Below are 23782 nucleotides of genomic sequence, written 5' to 3' on the forward strand. Positions count from 1 at the left end.
TATTATGTCGAAGCGTGCCGAACATAGGACCGGGCAGGCGATGAACGTTTCCGTCGTCCCATGACGAAAAAAAGCAGCCCCCCACACCCCGTACGGGGTGCGGAAGGCTGCTTGCCTATCCGGGTTCAAAGCGCATCGGCAGACGCGTATTCGAACGTTATTCGATTAGCGTACCATTAACTTTTGCATTTTTCCAGCAGACCGCGCTCTTCGAGAACGGAAATGAGCGTCGAACCCATTTCGGAGGGAGTCGGGGCGACCTTAATGCCGCATTCCTGCAGCTTGGCGATTTTCTCCGCCGCGGTGCCCTTGCCGCCGGAAATGATCGCGCCAGCGTGTCCCATCCGTTTGCCGGCCGGCGCCGTCGCGCCTCCGATGAAGCCGACGACGGGCTTCGTCATGTTCGCCTTGATCCATTCGGCCGCTTCTTCTTCCGCGGTGCCGCCGATTTCGCCGATCATGATGACCGCGTACGTGTCCGGATCTTCATTGAACAGCTTCAGGATGTCGATGAACTCCGAGCCTTTGACCGGGTCCCCGCCGATCCCGACGGCGGACGACTGGCCGATTCCGTTGGTCGTCAATTGGTGGACCGCTTCGTACGTCAGCGTACCCGAACGGGAGACGACGCCGACGTGGCCTTTTTTGTGGATGTAGCCCGGCATGATGCCGATTTTGATTTCTCCCGGCGTGATGACGCCCGGGCAGTTCGGTCCGATCAGGCGGGTTTTGCGGCCTTCCATGTACCGCTTGACCTTCACCATGTCGAGCACCGGAATGCCTTCCGTGATGCAAATGACGAGATCCAGATCGGCGTCGACCGCTTCCATGATGGCGTCGGCCGCGAACGGCGGCGCGACGTAAATGACCGAAGCCGTGGCGCCCGTAGCCGCGACCGCTTCCTTGACCGTATTGAAAATCGGCAGCGAAACCGTCGTGCCGTTCTCCAGCGTAATGTCGACGTTCTGGCCGCCCTTGCCCGGCGTCGTGCCGCCGACCATCTGCGTGCCGTAATCGAGCGCACCCTTGGCATGGAAAAGTCCGGTGGCGCCCGTAATGCCTTGGGTGATCACCTTGGTGTTTTTATCGATTAAAATGCTCATGACTTCACACTCCCCGGTTCGTTCTCCTTACATAGGGACCTTTGAGCGGAGCTCAAAGTCTCTCCTGACATAGGGATCTTTGAGCGGAGCTCAAAGTCTCTCCTTATTTCACGAGCGACACGATTTTTTGCGCGCCGTCGGCCATGGAATCCGCTGCCACGATGTTGAGGCCCGATCCGTTCAAAATCTCTTTGCCCAGCTTGACGTTCGTTCCTTCGAGACGAACCACGAGCGGTTTGTCCAAACCGATCTCGCGCGCGGCCGCGACAACGCCTTCGGCGATCACGTCGCACTTCATGATGCCGCCGAAAATATTGACGAAAATCCCCTTGACGTTAGGATCGGACAGAATGATCTTGAACGCTTCCGTCACTTTCTCCTTGTTGGCGCCGCCGCCCACGTCGAGGAAGTTGGCGGGCTCGCCGCCGTAATACTTGATGATGTCCATCGTCGCCATCGCGAGGCCGGCGCCGTTGACCATGCAGCCGATATTGCCGTCGAGCGCGATGTAGCTCAGGTCGAATTTCGAAGCTTGGATTTCCTTCTCGTCCTCTTCGTCGAGGTCGCGAAGCTCCACGATGTCCTTGTGGCGGAACAGCGCGTTGGAGTCGAAGTTCAGCTTGGCGTCCAGCGCCATCACGTCGCCGGATCCCGTCACGACGAGCGGGTTGATCTCGGCGATCGAACAGTCCTTGTCTTCGAACGCTTTATACAGCTTCAGCATGAAGCCGGCCGCTTTATTGATCAGCTCGCTCGGAATGTTGATCGCATACGCCAACCGGCGCGCCTGGAACGGCAGCAGTCCGGTAACCGGGTCAACGACTTCCTTGATGATTTTCTCCGGGGAATGGGCAGCGACTTCTTCGATCTCCGTGCCGCCTTCTTCGGAAGCCATCATCACGACGCGTCCGGTCGCGCGGTCGACGACGACGCCGACGTAATATTCTTTCTTGATGTCGCAGCCTTCCTCGACGAGGAGGCGCTTGACTTCTTTGCCTTCCGGTCCGGTCTGGTGCGTGACCAGCACTTTGCCCAGCAGCTCTTCCGCGTACTTGCGCACGTCGTCAAGGCTTTTGGCGATTTTGACGCCGCCGGCTTTGCCGCGTCCGCCGGCATGGATCTGGGCTTTCACGACGGTGACGGCGCTGCCGAGCTCCTTGGCGGCCGCAACGGCTTCGTCAGCGGTGAATGCCACTTTGCCGCGGGGTACGGTCACGCCGTATTGCCGCAGAACTTCTTTGCCTTGATATTCATGAATGTTCATGGCTCTTGCATCCTCCCGTTTGCGCGCGTTCTCCCGTGACTTGCGGGCTGGCCGGCCGGCGGCGCGCTCCGTCGTCACGAGGTCAAGCTATGTAACAAACCTCAATCATTGTATCACTTTTTGTAGAAGTCTTCCTCATATTTTGATGATTTTTTCAGATGCGTTTGGCAATGATTTCATCTGCTTTTGCGATGGATCAACGGACCTTTAGTTAGCATTTCCAGCCGGAAGAAATCCATCCCATGCGCATGAACATGTCCGCGATCACCCCCCCGCCTTCCCGCGGATCCTCTCCGACTTAAGTCGACCTCCATCAACCAAGTATTAGACCTTTGAAACGCCTCGCTCCGGTCACGTTTGGTCGACCGACAAGCTGATTATTGACGGTTGTTTAAAGACCAGCCAGCAGATCGGCATCAATCCGTCATTGCTTGAGGACGGGTATCTCCGGAAACAAATTCGACTTCAAACAATCTGGCTGCTCTTTTTCCCGAGGTTTCCTTGTGAAAAGGCGGGAGCGATGCCCTGAATGAGGAGATAAGCTCGCCCGGCGAACTTAACGTGCTGGTAAGCAGGTACCGTGAGTGAGATAAGCTCGCGAGAGGAGCTTAACGTGCGGGTACGCAGTAGCCGTGAGTGAGATAAGCTCGCGAGAGGAGCTTAACGTGTTGGCCGGCAGGTGCGGAGGGTGAGATAAGCTCGCCCGGCGAACTTAACGTGCTGGTAAGCAGGTACCCTGAGTGAGATAAGCTCGCGAGAGGAGCTTAACGTGCGGGTACGCAGTAGCCGTGAGTGAGTTAAGCTTGTCGCCGAACATAACGTGCTAACGTGCGGGCACGCAGCCGAGGTAGTGGAGGATAAGCCGTAGAGGATAATAGGCGGAAAAAGAGAGGTCTGGTGAGCAAGCCGTTCACGATACGTTGCTGCCGCAAACAAGGGGAGGCGGCTTAGAGGGGGCCCTTCCCGTTCATGCCGTGCGAGGACGAATCGCCCTTATTGACAACCCGTGCAGGCAGACGTAGACTGAAGGCAATAGAACGAAGCGGACCGGGAAGGAAGCACCTTTCTCCGCCAACGGACACGTTGAGGAGGAGGGTGTTTTTCGTCATGTACGTCAAAATGATCGGAGCGAGCGTGATCGGCGTCGAAGGCCGGTTGATCGAAGTGGAGGTCGACATCCGCTCTGGATTGCCGCAGGTAAGCGTAGTGGGGCTCGCCGACACGGCGGTTCGCGAATCCGTGGAGCGAGTGCGGGCGGCGGTCCAGAACGGGGGCTTGAAGTTCCCCATGGACAGGATTACCGTCAATCTGGCGCCCGCGGACATGCGCAAGGAAGGAAGCTCCTTCGACTTGGCGATCGCGGCCGGCATCTTGTGCGCGAGTGGCCAGCTGCATTCGGATAAGGTGGAGAACGCCTTGCTCATCGGGGAATTGGCGCTGAACGGCGACGTCCGCGCCGTCCCGGGGGTTCTGCCGATGACCGAGCGGGCGCGCGAAGCCGGACTGCGGCGGGTCGTCGTGCCGCTGGCGTCGGTCGCCGAGGCGCGCTTGATCGACGGCATCGAGGTCGAAGGGATCGGCTCGATCCGCGATTGGCTGGACGATGCGCCGCCGCGGGGCGCCTTAGCGGCGGGTCGGGAGAAGGATCCGCTATTGCGGGACCTGCTCCGCAAAGGGGAAGAGCCCGACCTGGCCGACATCGTCGGCCATGCGCAGGCTAAACGGGCGCTTATTATCGCGGCGGCCGGTATGCATAACATCCTCTTCATCGGGCCTCCGGGAACGGGGAAAACGATGCTCTGCCGACGCCTGCCCGGGCTTCTGCCGCCCCTCGACGACGCGGACGCGCTCTCCGTAACCAAGATTTTAAGCGTATGCGGCAAATTGGGGGAACTCCGGACGGGACTGATTCGCGAACGCCCCTTCCGCTCCCCCCACCACACGATCTCCACGGCCGGGTTGATCGGCGGCGGCACGGTGCCGAAGCCGGGGGAAGTAACGCTCGCGCACCACGGGGTGCTGTTTCTCGACGAAATGCCCGAATTTTCGCGGGTGTGCCTGGAATCGCTCCGCCAGCCTCTCGAAGACCGGGAGGTGACGATCGGCAGGGCGCGCGGCGTGTGCCGGTTTCCCGCCCGATTTATGTTAGCGGCCTCCATGAATCCCTGTCCGTGCGGATTTTTCGGCGGCGACCCGCTCACGGATCGGCCTTGCACCTGCTCGGAGTCCGCCGTTCTCCGGTACCGGTCGCGCATGTCCGGGCCGCTCGCGGACCGAATCGATCTGCAGGTCGAGCTTCCCCGACAGTCATCGAGGCCTTCGGCCCATACCTCCGTGCTCAACTCCGAACAGGCGCGGGCCATGGTCTTGGAAGCATATGAGCGGCAACGGTTCCGGTACGCCGGGCGCAGTATCTCCTGGAACAGCGAGCTGCAAGGCGCGCTGCTCAAGCAATACGCGGCGCTAACTCCATCCGGGGAAAAACTGCTGGCCAGCGTGTACGACCGGCTTGGACTGAGCTTCCGGGCGCACGACCGGATTCTGAAGATGTCGCGGACGATCGCGGACTTGGCCGGACGCGACGCCATCGAGGCCGAAGACGTCGCGGAGGCGATCCAGTACCGCTGCTTGGACAAAAGCTGAGGGAATCTCGCATCTTCGCTTTAGAACGGCGAAACCCCCGGCCAGCGATCACCGGGGGAATCAGTAATGAGTAAACCGCGTCAAGGGGCCGGCGTTTCGGTCGTGGAGGACGGAGTCGTGCCGGCGGACGTTCCCGAGCTTGATCCGTCAGCTGCGGTTCCGTTCGTCGTCGTTCCTCCCGACGCCGTCGCGTCCATGGTTGTTCCATTCGTTGTTCCGGAAGAAGCCGCGCCGTCCGTTGTCGATACGCCCGCGGTTGTTCCGTCTGTTGCTGTGCCTCCCGTTGCCGCCCCGTCTGTTGTCGGATTTCCCGTTGCCGCGCCGTCTCCGGATGCTCCGCCATCCGTCCCGTCAACCGGATCGTTCACGATCACGCTGCCCGACTCCGGCTCGTAACCCACGTCCATCCCGAATGCTTCCCCGATGAACCGGAACGGGACGAAAATGCGGTTGTGACGGGTCATCGGCGCTACCGCCAGCTGGACTTCCTTACCGTTAACCACAGCCGTCGTACTGCCTGCTTTCAGTTCGATCGTGACGCCGTCCCGGGTCACGATGACGGTTCCGTCTTCCCGATACTCGACTTCGGCCTTCAGCGCGGCGGCAATCGCCCGGAAAGGCACCATGGCCTTGCCTTTATACAAGATCGGTTCCACGTCGGAGGCGACTGCCTCCCCGTTCACGAAAGCTTGTTTTTCGGATTGCCCCGCTTTCTTCTTCAGCTTGCCGAGTCTCTTGTAGCCGTCCAAATCAGCCGGTTCCTCGGAAATCGCGGCTTCCTGCACGGCAACGGCCTTGGCGGGCTTGTCCAGCCGATCGTACACGTCGGCCAACTGCGTCAACCCTTCCGCACCCACCACGTATTTGCCTTCCTCGTAGCCTTCGCTGATTTCGTCCGCCAACGCTTCGAGTTCCGCGTCATCCGGCGCTACCGATTCCTCCCCGGTTACCTCCGGGGGATTCCCGCTTCCCGACAGCTCGTCCAACGAATCGATGATGTCCTCCACCCCGTACTTGGAAGCCATGAGATCGGAGATCGTCTTCTCGGCAGGCGTTCCTTTCACGTTCTCCAGCGCGCGGTACAATCCTTTTTTCCGATCCGGATCCAGCTTGTTCCCGGCGTTTTGGGAATCCCCCGAAGTTGACGAATCGTCCGTCGCTTGCAGCTCGTCAACCGGCTTGCCTTCGTTGTTGTGCTCCTTGCCGGAATCCGCTCCAGGGACGCTTTGCGCATTTCCATTTCCGTTTCCGTTCCCATTGCCGTTCTTGGCGAGAGCCGCTCCCGGCAAGATCGCAAGGCTAGCCGCCAATAAGGCTGCCAACACTAGCAGCTTCCTTTTTCTTGCTTTCCGCTCCATGTTCCGTTTCCTCCTCGGCCCATAATAAAAAAAGACTACGTCGCGTAGTCCCGGAAAGTCCGTAGATTCGGCCCATCCGGCGGCTGGCCGGCGTGGCCCGAGTCCGGGCGGCAGCCCCTGTAGCTTTGCGTCCCCGACTTTCGGCGGGTTTGCCCTGTCCGGCGGTAATCCGATTATACCATCTATGAATGCGAGGATGCGGCAAAATTCGACATTTTTCGAAAATCCGTGACCTAGAACGCCCCCGGAATGTGCTTCAGCTCCCGCACCGAGCCGTCCGCTCCGAACGTGACGGCGACGACGTCGAACCGGACGGAGCTGCCGTAGGAGCCCGTCATTTTCAGATAGACCTCGGCCGTTTCGCGGACTTGCCGGCATTTGAGCGGCGTGACGGCTTCGACCGCCGTGCCGAAGCGCGACGGTGACGTTCGCGAACGGACCTCGACGAATACGAGGACGGAGCCGTCCCAGGCAATCAAGTCCAGTTCGCCGGTCCGGCACCGCCAATTGCGGGCTTCGATCTCGTAGCTCCGGCCTTGCAGGTAAACGGCCGCAGCCTCTTCGGCCGCTCGGCCCGTCTCCGAACGGTTAAGCCGGTTGCGAGAGCTCATCTTCCACGCTCCTTCGGATGATCTTACCTGCGCAAGCCGTTCTGCCCCGCCGTCCGGTCGGAACGGTAGACGAAGCTCAGGATTTCCGCCACGAGCTTGTATAGCTCCGGCGGGATTTCCTGTTCCAGATCCAGCTTGGACAGCACTTCGACCAAAGAAGGATCTTCCTGCACGGGAACCCCGTGCTCCCTTGCTTTACTTAATATCTCTTCCGCGAGCGCTCCCTGCCCCTTGGCGACCACGACCGGCGCGGAATGGCGTTCAGGTTCGTATTTGAGCGCAACGGCTTTCTTGGGCATCGTCCGGGAGGAAGGCTGCTTGGCGTTCGGCGTCATACGCGGAAGTCCACCCCTTTGTAAGGCTTGGCGGCGAAGGCGGCAGCCGCGGCGCCTTCCGGTTTGTCTCTGCGTTCCGACGAATCCGGAGCCGACGGTTCTCTCAGCTGCGGCAGCGGCTGCGCCGTCATGGACAGCAATTGGAATCCGGCATCCCGCAGGGCGATGCCGACCTCGTCCTTCGCATGCTCCACAAGCTCGGCCATTCCGGGATAATCGTTCATCAGCTTGACCGAGACGATCCGGTCCACCACCTGAACGTCCACGACCGTATCCCCGAGGTGGCGCATCCGCAGGTCGAACAACAGTCGGCAATTGTCCGTGTCCCATTCTCCTTTGCGGCCGCGGCGGGTCTGCACGTGGATGGTCGCGGTCGTATTCCCGTCTTGCCCCTTCATCGGTAGGAAGAGCGTCATCATGCTGTAAGGATTCGCCGGCTGCCGTTCCGAAGAGAGAAGGAGCTGCTGGCCCGTGATTTGGTTCACCAGCGACTGCGCCGCGTCGCGCAGGGCGGGAGGCGCCTCCTCGTGCGACGCCAAGGTGAGCAAAGCGCTTTTGAGCGTCTCCGCGGAACTCCGGGGATTATCCGCCGCGGGACGCTCGTCGCCTGACGGAAGCGTTCCTGACGCCATAGCCGACAGATCCGCCTGCAGCCGGAAATCCGCCGCGTTCTGCAGCCGATGTTCGTGACCGGTTCCCAGCCACTGCAGGAAACGCCCGATCCAACCCGATTCGTCGCGGGAAGTCGCCCCTCTTGGTGCGGCGGAAGGCTCCCTCGCCATGACTTCCTTCGCATTCGGCTGGATGTTCCCGGAATCCGAAATGCCGTTATGTCGCAGCGGCGAGCGGACGATCGTCTCCTCCGGATCCGTCGTCGTCGGACGTCCCGAAGCGGACGGAAATGCATGGGGGTCGGGGGCCGCAGACGAGGACACGCTTTGCGCGGCGGAAGCGGGTGCCGGCTGTCCCAAGAGGCCGGATCCTCCGGGAGCGGCGGCTCCTGAAGGGATCGACGGGACTTGGCGGGACGCCGACTGCCCGTGCGATTCCGCCTCAACCTTTTGCGCGGGTTCCCCGGCGCTGCCGTCGATTGGCATACCCGGCGTTCGGGTAATGCCCGAACTGGCGGGTTCTCTCGAGCCGGTTCGGGAACCTCCGCCCAGCAGCTGGTTCTCCCCTTGGGCCAGCAGCTTCTCCCCTTCCGCAAGCAACGTCTGCAATCTCCCTGCCAAATCCGACACCGGAGAAGATTTAGCCCCATCCGTACCCGTCCATTCCCGTAGCGCGGAGGCGAACCCGGCTAATTCCGCGTGCAGCGGCTGGCCGAACAACGTTTGGCGCAAGGCGGAGATCGTCTCTTCCGAAGATGTCAATCCTCTCCGGAAAGCCACATCGGCCGCGGCCATCCAACTTGCCGGATCCGCTGCCGCGGGTTTGAGGGAAGCCGCATTCAGGAAGTAAGCGCCCGTATCCCTGTTGATCGCGTAACCGTCTCTCTTCAACCCGCGCAGCAGCTCGTAAGCCCACTTCTGATCCGGCAGGCCGAACGATTTCAGCACGTTTTTCAACCCGTCGTCGGGTATCGCTTCGGAGGGCTCGGCGAGCGGCTTCAGCAAAACCGTACCTCCGGAACCGCCGGGCTGAACTTGAAGCAGCGTTCCCCGGCCGACCTGCAATTCGGTTTCGAGCTTGGCCCGGACGGCGACGCCGTTAATGTTCATCAGCGCTTCCCCGTTATCCAGCATCTCCATCAGCACGCCGCGGACGATCTGGCCGATCCGCAGCTCAAGCGCCTTCGCGTCCGCCGGCACCGTTTCCCCCAGCATGGCCCGAAGCATCGGACCGATGTTCATGCCCAAGCCGCAACCCTCCTATCCGATCCGTACCGAAATCTTCTACTCTATGTATCGGTATTCCGTCTTCCGTCCGTGAATGGCTTCAAAACAATTCCTGCTGCACGGCGAACAGGTTGCCCAGGAAGCTCTGCCGGTGCATCGGCGTCGGTCCCATCCGAAGCAGCGCTTCCCGGTGCTCCTTCGTGGCGTAGCCCTTATGGCCGGCGATCCCGTACCCGGGATACAGCGCGTCCCAGACCTCGGTGCAGAGGCGGTCGCGCGTCACTTTGGCGACGATGGACGCCGCGCCGATCGATTGGCTTAAGAAATCTCCCTTTACGATCGGCGTCTGGGGCAAGTCCAAATCGACCGTTTCGGCGTCGATGAGCAAATGCTCGGGCGCCGGGCGAAGTCCGAGCACGGCCTGCTTCATGGCCAGCCGCGCCGCTTGCCGGATGTTGATCCGATCGATGACGGAAGCCTCCACGCGGGAGACGGACCAAGCGACCGCTTCCCTCGTGATTTCTTCGTAGAGCCGCTCCCTTTTTTTCTCGCTGATCTGCTTGGAATCGTTGATTTCCTCCAGCACCAGCCCGCGGGGGAGGATGACGGCAGCCGCGACGACGTCCCCGAACAGGCATCCCCGGCCCACTTCGTCAATCCCGGCTACCGCCGTCATCCCTTGCGCCCACAGCGCGGCTTCGAATTGCAATCGATCGATCGTTTCTTCCATAACGGCCAACGCCCTTTCGTTATCGGTTACTCCATTGTCGGTTATGTCGACTCGGATGCCAAGTTCTTTATCCCGAATTTCCGGTTCGATGAACGAATTTTAATGCTTCCCGTTCGCTCAGCGGCGAGAGCCCGGCTTCAACTACGTAACTTACTACCGCATCGGGATCGGTCTTCGACAATTCCCGAAGCGCCCATCCGATGGCTTTGCGGATGAAAAACTCCTTCGACTCCTTGCACTGCTCGATCAACCGGAACAGGAGCCCGGCGTCCGTCTTCGACTTGTAGCCTAACTGGAACAGCAGCGCCGTGCGCTGCAGCCACAATTCGCCCGAATCCATCCATTTGTTGGTATAGGCCGAAATCAGTTCCGGATGCCTCGCGAACAAGCGGCCCACGGAATGTCCGGCGAGCAGGTCGACGGTGTCCCACCAAGGCCGGGTCAAGATCAATTCCTCCAGCAGGCCGATATCGTTTGCCGTAAGCGACTTATCCATCCTGTCCAAAATTGCCATGGCCGTGTATTGGAATTCCCGTTCCGGCAGCGCCCACAATTCCTGGACGACGGTCCGGAATTCCTCTCGAGTCGGCAACCCTCGGCTTTTCCAATATTCGCGCGTGAGTGCCGTCCGAACCGGCGTCTTCAGGCCGAGAAACGGAAAATGGTTTTTCATGTACGCGGCCATCGGGACTGCCTCGTTATCGTTCCGGTGCGCCCGGAGAAATTCGGCAAACGAATCGGTATATTCCGTCAAGGGAAAACGCCTCCAGTTCCAGTGAAATGAAAGAAGAGGCTTTGCAGCCTCTCGAATCGGTTGACGTTCAAGGTGGAGTGAAGGAACTTTTGTTCGTGCGTCCGCAGATCACGACTCCATTCGGAATGTTTCCTGTCCGTTCGGAGCTTCGAGCGTGATCCTCCCGAGCTTGCCGGAGCGCAAATCGCGCAGCACGACGCCCGCCGCTTTCTCGTAGTCGACATGGCCCCCGCCGGCCAAGCACCCGCGCCGCTTGCCGATCGCTTCCAGCACCTCGGCGGCGGCCTGCAGATTGGGCAGCTCGGCCGGAAGCTCCTGCAATCCGTAGCGCTCTTTGAGCACTTCGCCATATACCGGCGCCAATGTCTGCAACACGAAGCAGGCCACCTCGTCGACGTGGAGCACCTCTTCCTTGATCGCGCCGGTCGCGGCCAGCAGATTGCCCGCCACCGGGTCCTCGAACTTCGGCCACAGAATCCCGGGCGTATCGAGAAGCTCGAGCTCGGAGCCCGACCGGATCCATTGCTGGCCCTTGGTGACGCCCGGCCGGTCGCCCGTCGCCGCGACGTTCCGTCCGGCCAGCCGGTTGATCAGCGTCGACTTCCCAACGTTGGGGATGCCTACGATCAAGGCACGGGCCGGACGCGGTTTCATGCCTTTGGCGACTTGCCGCTCGATTTTCTCGCGCAGCAGCTCCCGTGCCTTCGCCGGAATCTCCTTCACTCCGCTGCCGCTGCTCGCGTCAATGGCCAGCGCCTCGTGGCCGAGCGCGCGGAAGTAAGCAGTCCACACCGCGGTCAGGGCCGGATCCGCCAGATCGGCCTTGTTCAGCAGCACGAGCCGCGGTTTCGAACCGATTATCTCGTCGATCATCGGATTGCGGCTGGATTGAGGGATCCGCGCGTCGATCAGCTCAAGCACGACGTCGATCAGCTTAAGCTTTTCTTCGATTTGGCGTTTGGCCCGGGTCATATGCCCGGGGAACCATTGGATCGTCATGGTGAGTTCCCTTCTTTAGCGCAGAACCTCATTAATGCGTGATGAAATGGAAATCTGCCAGCGGCCAGTACACCAGGTCCGCGCGTCCGACGACCCGGTCCATCGGGATATAGCCGATCATGCGGCTGTCCTCGCTGTTGGACCGGTTGTCCCCCATGACGAACAGGGTGCCTTCCGGCACTTTGCCGTCGGGGTATCGGTTGTTCGGAAAGTTGCTCCACTCCATATCGTTCGGATTGTAGAGGCCTCCGGACGCATGCGCCTTCTCGTAGGCTTCCTTCAAATAAGGTTCGTCAATCGGCTTTCCGTTAATCGTGATGGTGTCCCCTTCGACCTTGACCGTATCTCCCGGAACCGCGATGACCCGCTTGATGAAATCCCGGCCCTCTTCCGGCACGTGGAATACGATGACTTCTCCGCGTTTCGGCTGGCGGATGTCGTAGATGATTTTATTGACGATGATCCGTTCCCGGTCGTGAAAATTCGGCTGCATGGAAGGACCGTCCACGATAAACGGGCTGACCAGGAACCACCGGATCACGAACACGAGAAGGCCGGCAACGGCCAATGCCTTGATCCATTCCACCAGCTCGCCGGCCGCCTTCGATGGCGGTTCGGGCTTGTCCGGATTTCCTCCGTTTTCGGAAGTGCCTCCGCCGTGCGGCTCGCGTTCCCCGTTCTCCGCTCGGACACCGGAAGCCGGTATTGCGGCCCTGCCGTTCTCCGATTCCGTTCCGACGATGTCGGGATTCCGCCGTTCTTCCATTTTCGATCGCCTCTATTCTTGCTCCGTCCGTCAAGGATGGGAATTGTATGTAAGGTAAAAATGCAAAAGGAGGACTTGCCTAATCAGCCAAGCCCCCCTGGAATGCCTCTTATCGAATTTCTTTGATACGGGCCGCTTTACCGCGCAGGTCGCGCAGGTAGTACAGCTTAGCACGGCGGACTTTGCCGCGGCGCGCCACTTCGATTTTCTCGATGCGCGGCGAATGTACCGGGAAAGTACGCTCCACGCCTACGCCGTAGGAGATTTTGCGAACCGTGAACGTTTCGCTGATGCCGCCGCCGCGACGTTTGATCACGACGCCTTCGAACAGCTGAATCCGTTCGCGGGAACCCTCTACGACCTTCACGTGTACTTTGAGCGTGTCGCCCGGACGGAAGCTGGGCACGTCCTTGCGAAGCTGTTCTTGCGTAATCGTTTGGAGCAAGCTCATGAGGTCTATTCCTCCTTCCATCATAGACGTTCTTGCCCCGCTCCCCGGATGCCGACACCCGGATCATGGCGTGCAGAGGACCGTCCGTATACAGAACAACAGTAGAAATTCTACCATATCCCAGGCGGAAACACAACCGTCAATTCAAGAGCCGTCAAGGAAAAATCAGTTGTTTCCCGAGTCGATTTTATCGCGCATCAAGCTCAGCCAATGCCGCTCCTTGTCCGTAAGCTCGGCTTTCTCCAGCAAGTCCGGCCGACGGACCAGCGTTCGCTCCAAGGACTGCATTCTCCGCCACTTCTCGATTTCGGCGTGATGTCCCGACAACAGCACATCGGGAACGGACCAGCCCCGGAATTCCGGCGGACGGGTGTATTGGGGATACTCGAGCAGGCCGTCGCTGAACGAGTCCGCCACGGCCGACCTCTCGTTGCCGAGTACGCCGGGCAGCAGCCTCACCACCGAATCGATGACGACCATCGCCGGCAGCTCCCCGCCCGTCAGCACGTAGTCGCCGATGGACAGCTCGTCCGTCACGAGATATTGGCGGATTCTCTCGTCGTAGCCTTCGTAATGACCGCAAATGAAGATGAGATGCGACTCCTCCGACAGCTCGGCCGCCTTGCGCTGGCTGAACGTCTCTCCTTGCGGGCACATGAGGATCACGCGCGGTTCGCGGCCGCCTCCGCCCTGCTCCAGCAGATGTTCCACGGCCCCGAAAATCGGCTCCGGCTTCAGCACCATGCCCCCTCCGCCGCCGTATGGCGTATCGTCGACGGTATGGTGTTTGTTCGTGGAGAACTCCCGAAAATTGAGGGTAGACAGCGACACGAGCCCCCGGTCCCGGGCTTTGCCCAGAATGCTGCTGCCGAACACGCCCTCGAACATTTCCGGAAACAAGGTCAGCACGTCGATGCGCATCGTCACAGCAGCCCTTCCATCAGATGGACCTTGACCCGTTGGGAAGGGACGTCGACTTCAAGCACGACCTCGTCGATGACGGGCAGCAGCAGCTCCTTGCCTTTGGGCCGCTTGACGACCCATACGTCGTTGGCGCCTGGCGAGAGTACGTCTGTGATCATGCCGACCGTTTCGCCTTCCTCGGTCACGACGGTACAGCCGACGATGTCCCGCACGTAATATTCGCCTTCGGACAGCGGCACCCGGTCCGATTCGCCGACCTTCAGCTCCCAGCCTTTGAACTTCTCCACCTGGTTGATATCGTCGTAACCTTTCAGCTTCAACACGAACACGTTCTTCTGCTCGCGGGCCGACTGGATTTCGACTTCTACCTTTTCCCCCGCTTCCGGCGGAACCATCAGCAGCCGGCTGCCGGCTTTGAAACGGACGTCCGGGAAGTCGGTTTGCGGCCAGACCCGCAATTCGCCCCGGATTCCGTGCGTATTTACGATTTTGCCCACATTCAGCAAGCGTTCTTCCGTCACGGCGGCAGCCCTCCCTCGCTTGGCGGAAACTTGTCCTCTGAATCATTGACGAAAAAGGGGCCAGACATGCATGGCTGCATCCCTCGCCCCTGTTCGTCCGCGTCCTGGACGACGGTCAACCGTCGCCACTATAGGACGCAGCAGCTGTTATTCCGAAATGATGTCCACGATGACGCGCTTCCGCTCTTTGACAGCCGCGGAAGTAACGACCGTGCGCAGCGCCTTGGCGATGCGCCCCTGCTTGCCGATGACTTTGCCGACATCGCCGGGATGAACGGAAAGCTCGTACACCAGGCCTCGCGCGTCTTCCTTGACCTGAACCTGCACGTCTTCCGGATGATCCACCAACGCCCGGGCGATGACCCGAATCAGTTGTTCCATGGCTTATCCCTCCGGTGAACCGTTCCCCGCCAAACCGGACATGGGCGGTTACCCGCGTTCGGCTTGAACATAAGGACGTTACTTCTGGACCTTGGATTCGTGGAACTTCTTCAGAACGCCCGCTTTGCTGAGCAGGCTGCGAACCGTATCGGAAGCTTGCGCTCCGTTTTGAAGCCATTTGAGCGCTTTTTCCTCGTCGATTTGCACTTGAGCCGGTTGGGCGACCGGGTTGTAGATCCCGATCTCCTCGATGAAGCGGCCGTCGCGCGGGGAACGGGAATCGGAAACCACCACGCGGTAGAACGGGGCTTTGTGGGCGCCCATCCGTTTCAGACGAATGCGAACTGCCATGTTAACTTTCACCTCCTTATGTGGACCCCAAAAGTGACGTTAAGCTTCGAAGCCGATTCCGATTACTTTTAGGGGAGCCCCCTGTATAAACCGTAGTGTCAAAACGGGAACTTCATGCCGCCCTTGCCTTTGCCGAGCATGTTCTTCAGCGCCTTCATGCCGCCCTTCGGGCCTTTGCCGCCGGGACCCATGAGGCCCGAAAACTGCTTCATCATCTTCTTCATGTCCTCGAACTGGCGCAGCAGCCGGTTGACGTCGGCAACCGTCGTGCCGCTGCCGGCCGCGATCCGCTTGCGCCGGCTGAAGTTGATGAGGTCCGGCTTCAGCTTCTCCTGCCGCGTCATCGACTTCACGATGGCCTCGGTCCGGGCGATCTGCTTCTCGTCGACCTTGAAGTTCGGCATGTTCTTGAGCTTGTTCATGCCGGGCATCATGTCGAGAAGCTGATCGAGGGGCCCCATCTTGCGGACCTGCTCCATCTGCTCGAGGAAATCCTCCAGCGTGAACTCCGCCGTGCGCATCTTGCGTTCCATCTCCGCGGCTTTGTCCGCGTCGATGTTGGCCTGCGCTTTCTCGATCAGCGAGAGCATGTCGCCCATGCCGAGAATCCGCGACGCCATCCGGTCGGGATGGAACGCTTCGAGCTGGTCGATCTTCTCCCCGGTGGAGGCGAACTTGATCGGGCAGCCGGTGACCGCCTTGACCGAGAGCGCGGCTCCGCCCCGGGTATCGCCGTCGAGCTTGGTCAGCACGACGCCCGTCAACTCGAGCTTCTCGTGGAAGCTCTGCGCGACGTTGACGGCCTCTTGGCCGGTCATGGCGTCGACCACGAGCAGCACTTCGTCGGGATCGACGGCGTCGTGGATTTGCTTGATCTCGTCCATGAGCGCTTCATCGATTTGCAATCGGCCCGCGGTATCGATAAGCACGTAATCGTTGCCTTGCTCCTTGGCCTGCTGTACGCCCCGCTTGGCGATTTCGACGGGGCTTACCTTGTCGCCGAGCGTGAAGACCGGCACGCCGATCTGGCCGCCCAGCACCTCCAGCTGCTTGATGGCCGCCGGACGGTAGATGTCGCCCGCCACGAGCAGGGGCTTGTGGTTCTGGGTTTTCAGCAGGTTCGCCAGCTTGCCGGTCAGCGTCGTTTTGCCGGCGCCCTGAAGGCCCGCCATCAGCACGACGGTCGGAGGCTTGTTCGACTTCGCGAGCTTCGCCTGGGTGCCGCCCATGAGCTCCGTCAGTTCCTTGTTGACGATGTCGATGACGACCATCGCGGGGGTAAAGCTCTTGAGCACTTCCTGCCCGACGGCTTTCTCCTTCACCTTGGCGATGAAATCCTTCACGACCTTGAAGTTGACGTCGGCTTCCAACAAGGCGAGCCGGACTTCGCGCATCGCTTCGTTCACGTCGTCCTCGGTCAGCTTGCCCCGGCCCCGCAGCTTGCCGAATACGTTCTGCAGCCGGGAAGTCAATCCTTCGAATGCCATCCTCTATCCCTCCTTGCCGAAGAAAGGTTTCGTTCCGTATGGTCAATCGCGCAGCCGAGCAGCGGCTTCGAGCAACGGCCCGCGCCGGTCCGGCGGCAGCCGGCCGATCTCCCGCTCCAGCAGGTCCAGGCCGGTTTGCAGCTTATCGTGCCGCTCGGCGAGCCCGAGCTTCTCTTCGTAGCTCTCGAGCATCTGCTCCGCGCGTTTCAAATGTTCGTAAACCGCTTGCCGGCTGATCTCGAATTCCGCAGCGATCTCGCCGAGGGAAAAGTCATCGTGGAAATAGCATTTGAGAAACGTCTGCTGCTTCTCCGTCAGCAACGGACCGTAGAAATCGAACAGCACGTTGATCCGGTTCGTCTTCTCGAGACTGTTCTCTCCTTGCACGACAGCCCCTCCTGTTAAGGAAAAACACTTTACAGCCCAAACGTACTTCCCTATGTTACGAAAAACGGGAGGCGATGTCAAGGATAAATCCTTAACACTGTCTCCCGTTCGCGAAGAAACGCTTGTTCAAACGGTTACCGGGCGACCGGTTCCGCCTTCGGTGATCCGGTTGCCGGCTGGAACTCCTCCTGCGGCTTCGTCCTGCGAATGAAGAACGCCAACGCCAATGACGCGACCGTCATCCACATGGCGACGGTAAAGGCGTGGTTGATTCCGTAAACGGTCGCTTGCCGAGCGATCTCCTTCATGGCTTCCGCGTTCGCCGGATCCTGCGGATTCAGCTTGGCCGCGATGGCCAGATCCTTGCCGCGGGACGCCGCCGCGTTCGTGAATATCGTGACGAGGAACGCGGTGCCGAGGGCGCCGGCGACGTTCCGCAGCGTCTGGGACATGGCGGAGCCGTGCGCGTTCAGGCGCCGGGGCAGCTGATTCATGCCGGCCGTCTGGATCGGCATCATCAGCATCGACATGCCGAACATCCGGATCGTGTAGATGAGGAGCATATGGTTATAAGTCGTATCCACCGTCAACCGGGTCAGCTCGTACGTCGAAACGGTCGTGATGGCCAAACCCAAAACGGACAGCCAACGGGCGCCAACCTTGTCGAAAATCATGCCCGTGACCGGCGACATGACCGCCATCAGCAGCGCGCCGGGCAACAGGAGCAGTCCGGCATCCAGCGGGGTGAACCCGCGAATGGTTTGCAGGAAGATCGGCAGCAATATCATGCCGGAATACATGGCCATCGTAATAATGACATTGATCACCGTGGTCAGCGAGAACATGTCGTATTGGAATACCCGGAACTCCAGAATCGGTTTCGCCGAGCGCAGCTCCCTCCAAAGGAACAGAACCAGGAACACGACCCCCGCGGTCAAGGCCACGATGACCCGCGGACTGTCCCAGCCGTCGGTGGACGCGTCGCTGAAGCCGTACAGCAAGCCTCCGAAGCCGATGGTGGAAAAGATGACGCCCGGAATGTCCAATTTGGGAAAAGACGTCCGGGTAACGTTCTTCATCGAGAATGCTCCGAAAACGAGCCCAATCAAAGTCAGGGGAAGCACGACGTAGAACAAGACGCGCCAGGAATAATGCTCGATGATCCAGCCGGACAACGTCGGACCGACGGCCGGGGCGAAAACCATCGCCAGCCCCATCATGCCCATCGCTTTCCCGCGCTGTTCGATCGGGAAGATCGTCAGGAATACGATTGACATCAGCGGCATGAGAACGCCGGCGCCGGCGGCCTGGATCAAACGCCCCGCGAGCAAGAGCTCGAATCCGGGCGCCGCGGCGCAAATGATCGTCCCCGCGGTGAAAAGACCGGTTGCCCAGAGGAACAGCTGCCGGGTCGTAAACCGTTCGATCAGGAAAGCGCTGATCGGGACGAGGATCCCGTTCACCAGCATATACCCGGTGATCAGCCATTGGATAGTGCTTTCGCTGATGTTCAAATCTTTCATCATGGTAGGCAAAGCTACGTTCAGAACGGTCTGGCTGAGAATCGCGACAAAAGCGGCAATCAGCAGGGAAGCGACGATCGGTCCCCTTCGGATTTGATGTTGCACTTGTTGCATGTTCACGGTTCCTCTCTCGCTTGTTGCAATAGGTTCACCATCTGCCCCTGGATCCGAAGCAGTTGTCCGACATCCTCCTCCGACAGTTGGAGCAGCGGGGACAGCCGCTTCATCATGCGTTCTCCCACGCGATTCAGCAGCTCCTCCCCTTCCGGACTGAGTTTGAGCGCGACCGCCCTGCGGTCCTCCTCCAGGCGGTCCCGGACGACGAGGCCGGCCTGCACGAGCCGGTCGATGACGCCGCTGGCCGTGCTCGCCCCCGTGTAAATCAGATCGGACAGCTCGCCGAGGCCGATCATGGGATGCTGTTTCAGCGCGCGGAGCACCAGGTACTGGATCTGGGTGATGCCGCACGCTTCCGCATCCTTGCGGGTCGCATGGTAGAAGCTCTGGTTGAGCTCGCGCATCGATCTTGTGATCTGCATAATACGCTGCTGACGATCATCCATGGCTCCACTTCCTTCGCAATCAAATAATTCGCACACGAAGTATGTTACCTCCGGAAGAGGGTAGGGTCAAGTATGGAATATTGCCTATTCGGACCAAAAAAAACCGTATTTCACCGCGTAGATCACGGTAAAATACGGTTTTGCTTCCTTATTCGCCCTCGTTCTCTCCGTTGCCCGCCAACCCGGCGAACAGGGCATGCACGAACTGCTCGGGATCGAACTCCTGCAAATCGTCCATTTTCTCGCCGAGACCGACGAACTTGACCGGCAGCGCCATCTCGTGGCGGATGGCGATCACGATCCCGCCTTTGGCCGTACCGTCCAGCTTCGTCAGCACGAGGCCGGTCACGCCGCTCTTCTCGCCGAACAGCTTCGCCTGCTGCAGCGCATTCTGTCCGGTAGCGGCGTCCAGCACGAGCAGCGTCTCATGGGGCGCTCCCGGAATTTCCCGCTGGATGACGCGGTGGATTTTGGCAAGCTCCTCCATGAGGTTGACCTTGTTCTGCAGGCGGCCGGCCGTGTCGCACAGCAGCACGTCGACGCCCCGCTTCTTCGCCTCGCGCACCGCGTCGAACATGACCGCGGCCGGGTCGGAGCCGGCTTCCTGCCGGATGACGTCGACTCCGGCGCGCTGCCCCCACACCTCAAGCTGCTCGATCGCGCCGGCGCGGAACGTGTCGCCCGCCGCGAGAAGCACCGATTTGCCCTGCTGCTTGAATCTCCAGGCCAGCTTGCCGATCGTGGTCGTTTTGCCGACGCCGTTGACCCCGACGAACAGAATCACGGTGATGCCGTCCGGGTCCATCTTCAGACTCGCGTCTTCCCCGGAGCCGCGAAGCAGGTCCATCAACTTCTCCGAGAGGATCGGCTGCAATTCGGACGGGTCTTCGATTTTGCGTTTCTTCACTTCGGCGCGAAGGTTCTCGATCAGCTCCATCACCGTGTTCACACCGACGTCCGCACCGATCAGGATTTCTTCCAGCTCTTCGAAGAAAGCGTCGTCGATTTTCTTGCGCCGGGTGAAGAGCTCGGCCACACGGTCCGTCAGCACGGAGCGGGTTTTGGCCAAGCCTTCCTTGAACTTGCTCGTCACCGCCTCCGTCTTGGACGCGATGCTCTCCCTTAATCGTTTGAAAAAACTCATTTCCCTGTTTCCCTCCAAACCGGTTTAAGCCGTGGCCGTCATGATGTCGTCCGTTTCCTCCAGACGCACGGAGACGAGCTTGGATACGCCGCCTTCCTCCATCGTGACGCCGTACAGCATGTCCGCCTCCTCCATCGTGCCTTTGCGGTGGGTGACGACGATGAATTGGGTCGTTTCGGAAAACTCCCGCATGTATTGCGCATACCGGGCCACGTTCGCTTCGTCCAGGGCGGCTTCGACCTCGTCGAGCACGCAGAACGGCACGGGCTTGACGTTCAGGATGGCGAACAGCAGCGCCAGCGCCGTGAGCGCGCGCTCGCCGCCGGACATAAGCTGCAGGTTCTGCAGCTTCTTGCCCGGAGGCTGCGCCACGATATCGATGCCGCTGTCCAGCGGGCTGCCCGGCTCGGTCAGGATCAGATCGGCCCGGCCGCCTCCGAACAAGCGGGAGAACACGACGACGAAATGCTTGCGGATCTCCGCGAATGTCGTGAGGAAACGTCTCGACATCTCTTCGTCCATCTCGCGGATGATGCCGTGCAGCTTCGTCTTCGCTTCGATCAGGTCGTTCTTCTGGCCGGACAAGAAATCGAACCGCTCGCTGACGCGGGCGAACTCTTCGATCGCCCCCAGGTTGACGTCACCCAGCATCGTGATTTTGCGTTTGAGGTCGCGCACCTCGTTCTGGGCGGCGGTCGCGTCTTCCGGCACCGGATAACGCTCCTTGGCCAGCTCGAAGCCGATTTCGTATTCCTCGGTCAGCTTGCGAAGCAGGTTGTCTAGCTCCACGTCAAGCCGCCCTTCGGCGATTTCCGACTGGCGGAGGGCTTCCTCGACGCCTTTCAGCTTCGTGCGCTGTTCCTTCGTCTCGCCTTCCTTGACCTCCAGCTCCTTCAAGCGGACGGCGCGGTCGGCGCGTTTGTATTCGATCGTCTCCGTCAGCTGCTTCCGCTGAATCCGCAGCTCGTTCAGCTTTTCTCTCAGCGCCGTCGACTCTTCCGCCGTGCGGGCGGCTTCCGCAGCGTTATGCTCCAGCGCCTCGGCCAGCCCTGTACGTTCCGCCGAGAGGCGGGACTGCTCCGCGCGCGCGCGGGACGACTGCTCGTCCATCGCCGCGATATCCTGCTCGAGACGGGCGATCGACACCTTCAGTTCCGTCAGCGCGGCTTGAAGATCTTCCTTCTCGGATAAGGTACGCCGGCGCAATTCCTCCGCTTCGCGGATCCGTTCCTGGATCCGTCTCTCTTCCTCCGCGAGCGAAGCCAGCCGCGTTTCCGCTTCGCCCCGCTCCGCGGCAAGACCTCCGGCTTCCGCTTGGACGGCCGATTTCTCCCCGTCCAAGGCGGCGCGCATTTCCTCGAGCTGGTTCATTTCGTCCAGCAGCCGCTGACGGTCGGCAAACGCCTGCTGCTCGTTCAACCGTTCCCTCTCGCCCGCTTCGCGCAGCTGCTCGATGTTCTGGGCGACCTGCGCGAGCTCCTTCTTCAGGTCGTCGACCTCGGCTTTGGCGCCTTCGCGCGCCGTTTCCGCTTCCGCGATTTCCTTCCCGAGCTCTTCCAGCTGGCGCTGGCGGCCCAGCAGGCTGGCCGATTTCTTCTGCAGGCTTCCCCCGGTCATCGATCCGCCCGGGTTGACCACGTCGCCGTCCTTCGTCACGACGCGGTACCGGTACTGCAGACGGGACGCGATCTTGTTCGCCTGTTCGAGCGTCTCCGAGATCAGGACGTTGCCAAGCAGGTTGCCGACGATACCTTCGTAACGCTTCTCGGTGCCGACCAGCTCGGATGCGACTCCGATGAAGCCTTCGGCCTGTTCGAGCACCCTGCGGTCACCGTCCCCAAGATGCCGGGGCCGGATGACGTCGAGCGGCAGGAAAGTCGCCCGGCCGGACTGCCGCTGCTTCAGATAAGCAATGGCGGCGCGGGATGTCTTCTCGTCCTCCATGACGATATTCTGAAGGGCTCCCCCGAGCGCCGTTTCGATCGCCGTTTCCAGGTGCGCCGGCACGCTGACCAGCTCCGCGACCGCGCCGTGCACGCCGTGCAGCTGGCCGCGCTTGGACGCCTTGAGCACTTCGCGCACGCCGTGCTGGAAGCCGTCGTAATCGTTTTGCAGCTCCTTGATCGTATCGTGCCGGGATACGAGCGCTTCCCGTTTCTGCTCCCAGCGGCGGGCGTTCGCCTGCGCCTCCTCCACTTTGCGCTGCAGGTCGCCCGAACGGGCGCCCTCCGACACGAAGCGGTCGCGGACCTCGCTCAGCGTCCGCGCGGCTTCCGCCAGCCGCTCTTCCGCGCCGGCGCGGCGGGCCTCCAGTTCTTCGCGCTGCTGCCGCCATTTCGCTTCCTCTTCGGCAATGCGGGCCATGCGCCGCTCCAGCATCTCCCGCTGGCCTTCCCCGTACCGGATTTCGTTCCGCGACTGGGCCATCGCGTTCATGACCTCGAACAATTCCGCTTTGAGCTTGTTCTCGGCCTCTTCGCTGCCGTCCGCAAGCGCCAGCTTCTCTTCTTCGGAAGCCAGGCGGACGGACAGCTCCGCGCGTTCGGCTTCGGCCTGAGTCCGCTTCGCCTTCAGCGCTTCCGCCTCCGCGGAAGCATCCGCGTAACGTTGCTCGGCCGAAGCGAGCGATTCCTGCAGCCCTTCCCGATTGCGTTCCAGGTTCGTCCTGCGTTCGTTCAACACTTCGCCGAAGCCTTCCGACTTCTCGGTTTCCTCGCTGCACCGCAGAAGCTCGTCCTGCAGCTTCGCCAGCTCTTCTTCCAGACGCAGCAGCGTCTGGCGGTCTTCCTCCAGCATGGCGTCGTGACGGCTGACGAAGGTGCCGAGCGCCGTCTCTTCCTCGCGGAGGGACGCGAGCTTCTCGTTCAATTCCTTCCAGGCCGCGTGCACGCCTTCGATCTGCTGAACGTACAGCGCGATTTCCTTGTTTTTCAGCTGTTCCTTCAGCGCCTTGAACGTCTCGGCCTTCTCGGCTTGCTTCCGCAGCGGACCGACCTGGCTTTCCAGCTCGCTGACGAGGTCGTGGATCCGCAGCAGGTTGTTCTCCGTGTCCTCGAGCTTTTTCTGGGCTTCCTTCTTGCGGCTCTTGTATTTGACGATGCCCGAAGCTTCTTCGAAAATCCCTCGGCGGTCCTCCGAGCGGGTACTGAGAATTTCCTCGATGCGCCCTTGTCCGATGATCGAGTAAGCTTCCTTGCCGATCCCCGTATCCATGAACAGCTCGGTAATATCCTTCAGCCTGCAAGGCTGCTTGTTGATCAAATATTCGCTTTCCCCGCTGCGGTGAACGCGGCGGGTGACGGTCACTTCGCTGAAATCCAGGGGCAGCGCCTTGTCGGCGTTATCGAGCGTAAGCGACACTTCCCCGAAGCCGACCGGCTTCCGCGTATCGCTGCCGGCAAAAATGACGTCCTGCATGTTGCCGCCGCGCAACGATTTGGCGCTCTGCTCGCCGAGCACCCAGCGGATCCCGTCGGAAATGTTGCTTTTGCCGCTCCCGTTCGGCCCGACGACGGCCGTGATGCCCCGCGTGAATTCGAGTTCCGTGCGGTCCGCGAACGATTTGAAGCCGGCCAGCTCGATCCTTTTCAAATACATCTCCGTGTTTCACCTCAAACTCAAGGATAAACGACGATCGCCACTTCGGACG

22 protein-coding genes and 1 riboswitch are annotated in these 23782 nt (G+C 60.7%); of the genes, 1 reads left to right on the forward strand and 21 read right to left on the reverse strand.

What is annotated here, in order from left to right:
* Positions 1 to 176 precede the first annotated feature (176 nt).
* Entirely contained in the window at positions 177 to 1103 is a 927-nt protein-coding gene (gene sucD, locus GE107_RS00720; RefSeq protein WP_219637499.1) for a succinate--CoA ligase subunit alpha, read from the reverse strand.
* Between the two features lie 103 nt (positions 1104 to 1206).
* Positions 1207 to 2367, reverse strand: coding sequence for an ADP-forming succinate--CoA ligase subunit beta (gene sucC, locus GE107_RS00725; protein ID WP_219637501.1), 1161 nt, complete (start codon positions 2365 to 2367; stop codon positions 1207 to 1209).
* A gap of 1107 nt (positions 2368 to 3474) precedes the next feature.
* On the opposite strand from sucC, the gene GE107_RS00730 reads away from it, so the two are divergent.
* Positions 3475 to 5010, forward strand: a complete 1536-nt coding sequence (locus GE107_RS00730; RefSeq protein ID WP_219637503.1) for a YifB family Mg chelatase-like AAA ATPase — start codon at positions 3475 to 3477, stop codon at positions 5008 to 5010.
* 80 nt (positions 5011 to 5090) lie between these two features.
* On the opposite strand, the gene GE107_RS00735 is transcribed toward GE107_RS00730, so the two are convergent.
* The 19 genes from GE107_RS00735 to smc all read right to left on the reverse strand — a co-directional run bounded on the left by GE107_RS00735 (position 5091) and on the right by smc (position 23730).
* On the reverse strand, positions 5091 to 6368 hold the full coding sequence (locus GE107_RS00735; RefSeq protein WP_219637505.1) for a copper amine oxidase N-terminal domain-containing protein: 1278 nt from the start codon (positions 6366 to 6368) through the stop codon (positions 5091 to 5093).
* A gap of 75 nt (positions 6369 to 6443) precedes the next feature.
* Positions 6444 to 6532, reverse strand: a riboswitch (cyclic di-GMP riboswitch).
* A gap of 69 nt (positions 6533 to 6601) precedes the next feature.
* Complete coding sequence (locus GE107_RS00740; protein WP_219637507.1) at positions 6602 to 6979, reverse strand: YraN family protein; 378 nt, start codon at positions 6977 to 6979, stop codon at positions 6602 to 6604.
* A gap of 23 nt (positions 6980 to 7002) precedes the next feature.
* Positions 7003 to 7314, reverse strand: a complete 312-nt coding sequence (locus GE107_RS00745) for an EscU/YscU/HrcU family type III secretion system export apparatus switch protein (RefSeq protein WP_219637509.1) — start codon at positions 7312 to 7314, stop codon at positions 7003 to 7005.
* Complete coding sequence (locus GE107_RS00750) at positions 7311 to 9173, reverse strand: hypothetical protein (protein ID WP_219637511.1); 1863 nt, start codon at positions 9171 to 9173, stop codon at positions 7311 to 7313. The genes GE107_RS00745 and GE107_RS00750 overlap by 4 nt, the downstream gene beginning before the upstream one ends.
* A gap of 79 nt (positions 9174 to 9252) precedes the next feature.
* Positions 9253 to 9891, reverse strand: coding sequence for a ribonuclease HII (locus GE107_RS00755; RefSeq protein ID WP_219637513.1), 639 nt, complete (start codon positions 9889 to 9891; stop codon positions 9253 to 9255).
* A gap of 58 nt (positions 9892 to 9949) precedes the next feature.
* The gene (locus tag GE107_RS00760; protein ID WP_219637514.1) at positions 9950 to 10636 is read right to left on the reverse strand and encodes a DNA alkylation repair protein; all 687 of its coding nucleotides are present in this window, start codon (positions 10634 to 10636) and stop codon (positions 9950 to 9952) included.
* Positions 10637 to 10744: 108 nt separating this feature from the next.
* On the reverse strand, positions 10745 to 11635 hold the full coding sequence (ylqF, locus tag GE107_RS00765; RefSeq protein ID WP_219637516.1) for a ribosome biogenesis GTPase YlqF: 891 nt from the start codon (positions 11633 to 11635) through the stop codon (positions 10745 to 10747).
* A 31-nt stretch (positions 11636 to 11666) separates the two neighbouring features.
* Positions 11667 to 12401 (reverse strand): signal peptidase I, encoded by a 735-nt coding sequence (gene lepB / locus GE107_RS00770; protein ID WP_219637518.1) that lies wholly within the window; start codon positions 12399 to 12401, stop codon positions 11667 to 11669.
* A 109-nt stretch (positions 12402 to 12510) separates the two neighbouring features.
* Positions 12511 to 12852: a 50S ribosomal protein L19 gene (rplS, locus tag GE107_RS00775; protein WP_219637519.1), complete on the reverse strand. Its 342-nt coding sequence runs from the start codon at positions 12850 to 12852 to the stop codon at positions 12511 to 12513.
* 165 nt (positions 12853 to 13017) lie between these two features.
* Positions 13018 to 13773, reverse strand: a complete 756-nt coding sequence (gene trmD / locus GE107_RS00780; protein WP_219637983.1) for a tRNA (guanosine(37)-N1)-methyltransferase TrmD — start codon at positions 13771 to 13773, stop codon at positions 13018 to 13020.
* A gap of 2 nt (positions 13774 to 13775) precedes the next feature.
* Positions 13776 to 14297, reverse strand: a complete 522-nt coding sequence (gene rimM, locus GE107_RS00785) for a ribosome maturation factor RimM (RefSeq protein ID WP_219637521.1) — start codon at positions 14295 to 14297, stop codon at positions 13776 to 13778.
* A 147-nt stretch (positions 14298 to 14444) separates the two neighbouring features.
* Positions 14445 to 14678, reverse strand: a complete 234-nt coding sequence (locus GE107_RS00790) for a KH domain-containing protein (protein WP_219637524.1) — start codon at positions 14676 to 14678, stop codon at positions 14445 to 14447.
* Positions 14679 to 14756: 78 nt separating this feature from the next.
* Complete coding sequence (gene rpsP, locus GE107_RS00795; RefSeq protein ID WP_219637526.1) at positions 14757 to 15029, reverse strand: 30S ribosomal protein S16; 273 nt, start codon at positions 15027 to 15029, stop codon at positions 14757 to 14759.
* 98 nt (positions 15030 to 15127) lie between these two features.
* The gene (gene ffh, locus GE107_RS00800; RefSeq protein ID WP_219637528.1) at positions 15128 to 16516 is read right to left on the reverse strand and encodes a signal recognition particle protein; all 1389 of its coding nucleotides are present in this window, start codon (positions 16514 to 16516) and stop codon (positions 15128 to 15130) included.
* Between the two features lie 42 nt (positions 16517 to 16558).
* The gene (gene ylxM / locus GE107_RS00805) at positions 16559 to 16903 is read right to left on the reverse strand and encodes a YlxM family DNA-binding protein (protein ID WP_219637530.1); all 345 of its coding nucleotides are present in this window, start codon (positions 16901 to 16903) and stop codon (positions 16559 to 16561) included.
* A 134-nt stretch (positions 16904 to 17037) separates the two neighbouring features.
* Positions 17038 to 18540, reverse strand: coding sequence for a DHA2 family efflux MFS transporter permease subunit (locus GE107_RS00810; RefSeq protein ID WP_219637532.1), 1503 nt, complete (start codon positions 18538 to 18540; stop codon positions 17038 to 17040).
* Between the two features lie 2 nt (positions 18541 to 18542).
* Positions 18543 to 18989, reverse strand: coding sequence for a MarR family winged helix-turn-helix transcriptional regulator (locus tag GE107_RS00815; protein ID WP_219637533.1), 447 nt, complete (start codon positions 18987 to 18989; stop codon positions 18543 to 18545).
* Between the two features lie 148 nt (positions 18990 to 19137).
* Entirely contained in the window at positions 19138 to 20133 is a 996-nt protein-coding gene (gene ftsY, locus GE107_RS00820; RefSeq protein ID WP_219637534.1) for a signal recognition particle-docking protein FtsY, read from the reverse strand.
* A gap of 24 nt (positions 20134 to 20157) precedes the next feature.
* Positions 20158 to 23730, reverse strand: coding sequence for a chromosome segregation protein SMC (gene smc, locus GE107_RS00825; RefSeq protein ID WP_219637535.1), 3573 nt, complete (start codon positions 23728 to 23730; stop codon positions 20158 to 20160).
* Between the last annotated feature and the right edge of the window lie 52 nt (positions 23731 to 23782).

Source organism: Cohnella sp. CFH 77786 (assembly GCF_019400745.1).
Taxonomy (GTDB): Bacteria; Bacillota; Bacilli; order Paenibacillales; family Paenibacillaceae; genus Cohnella.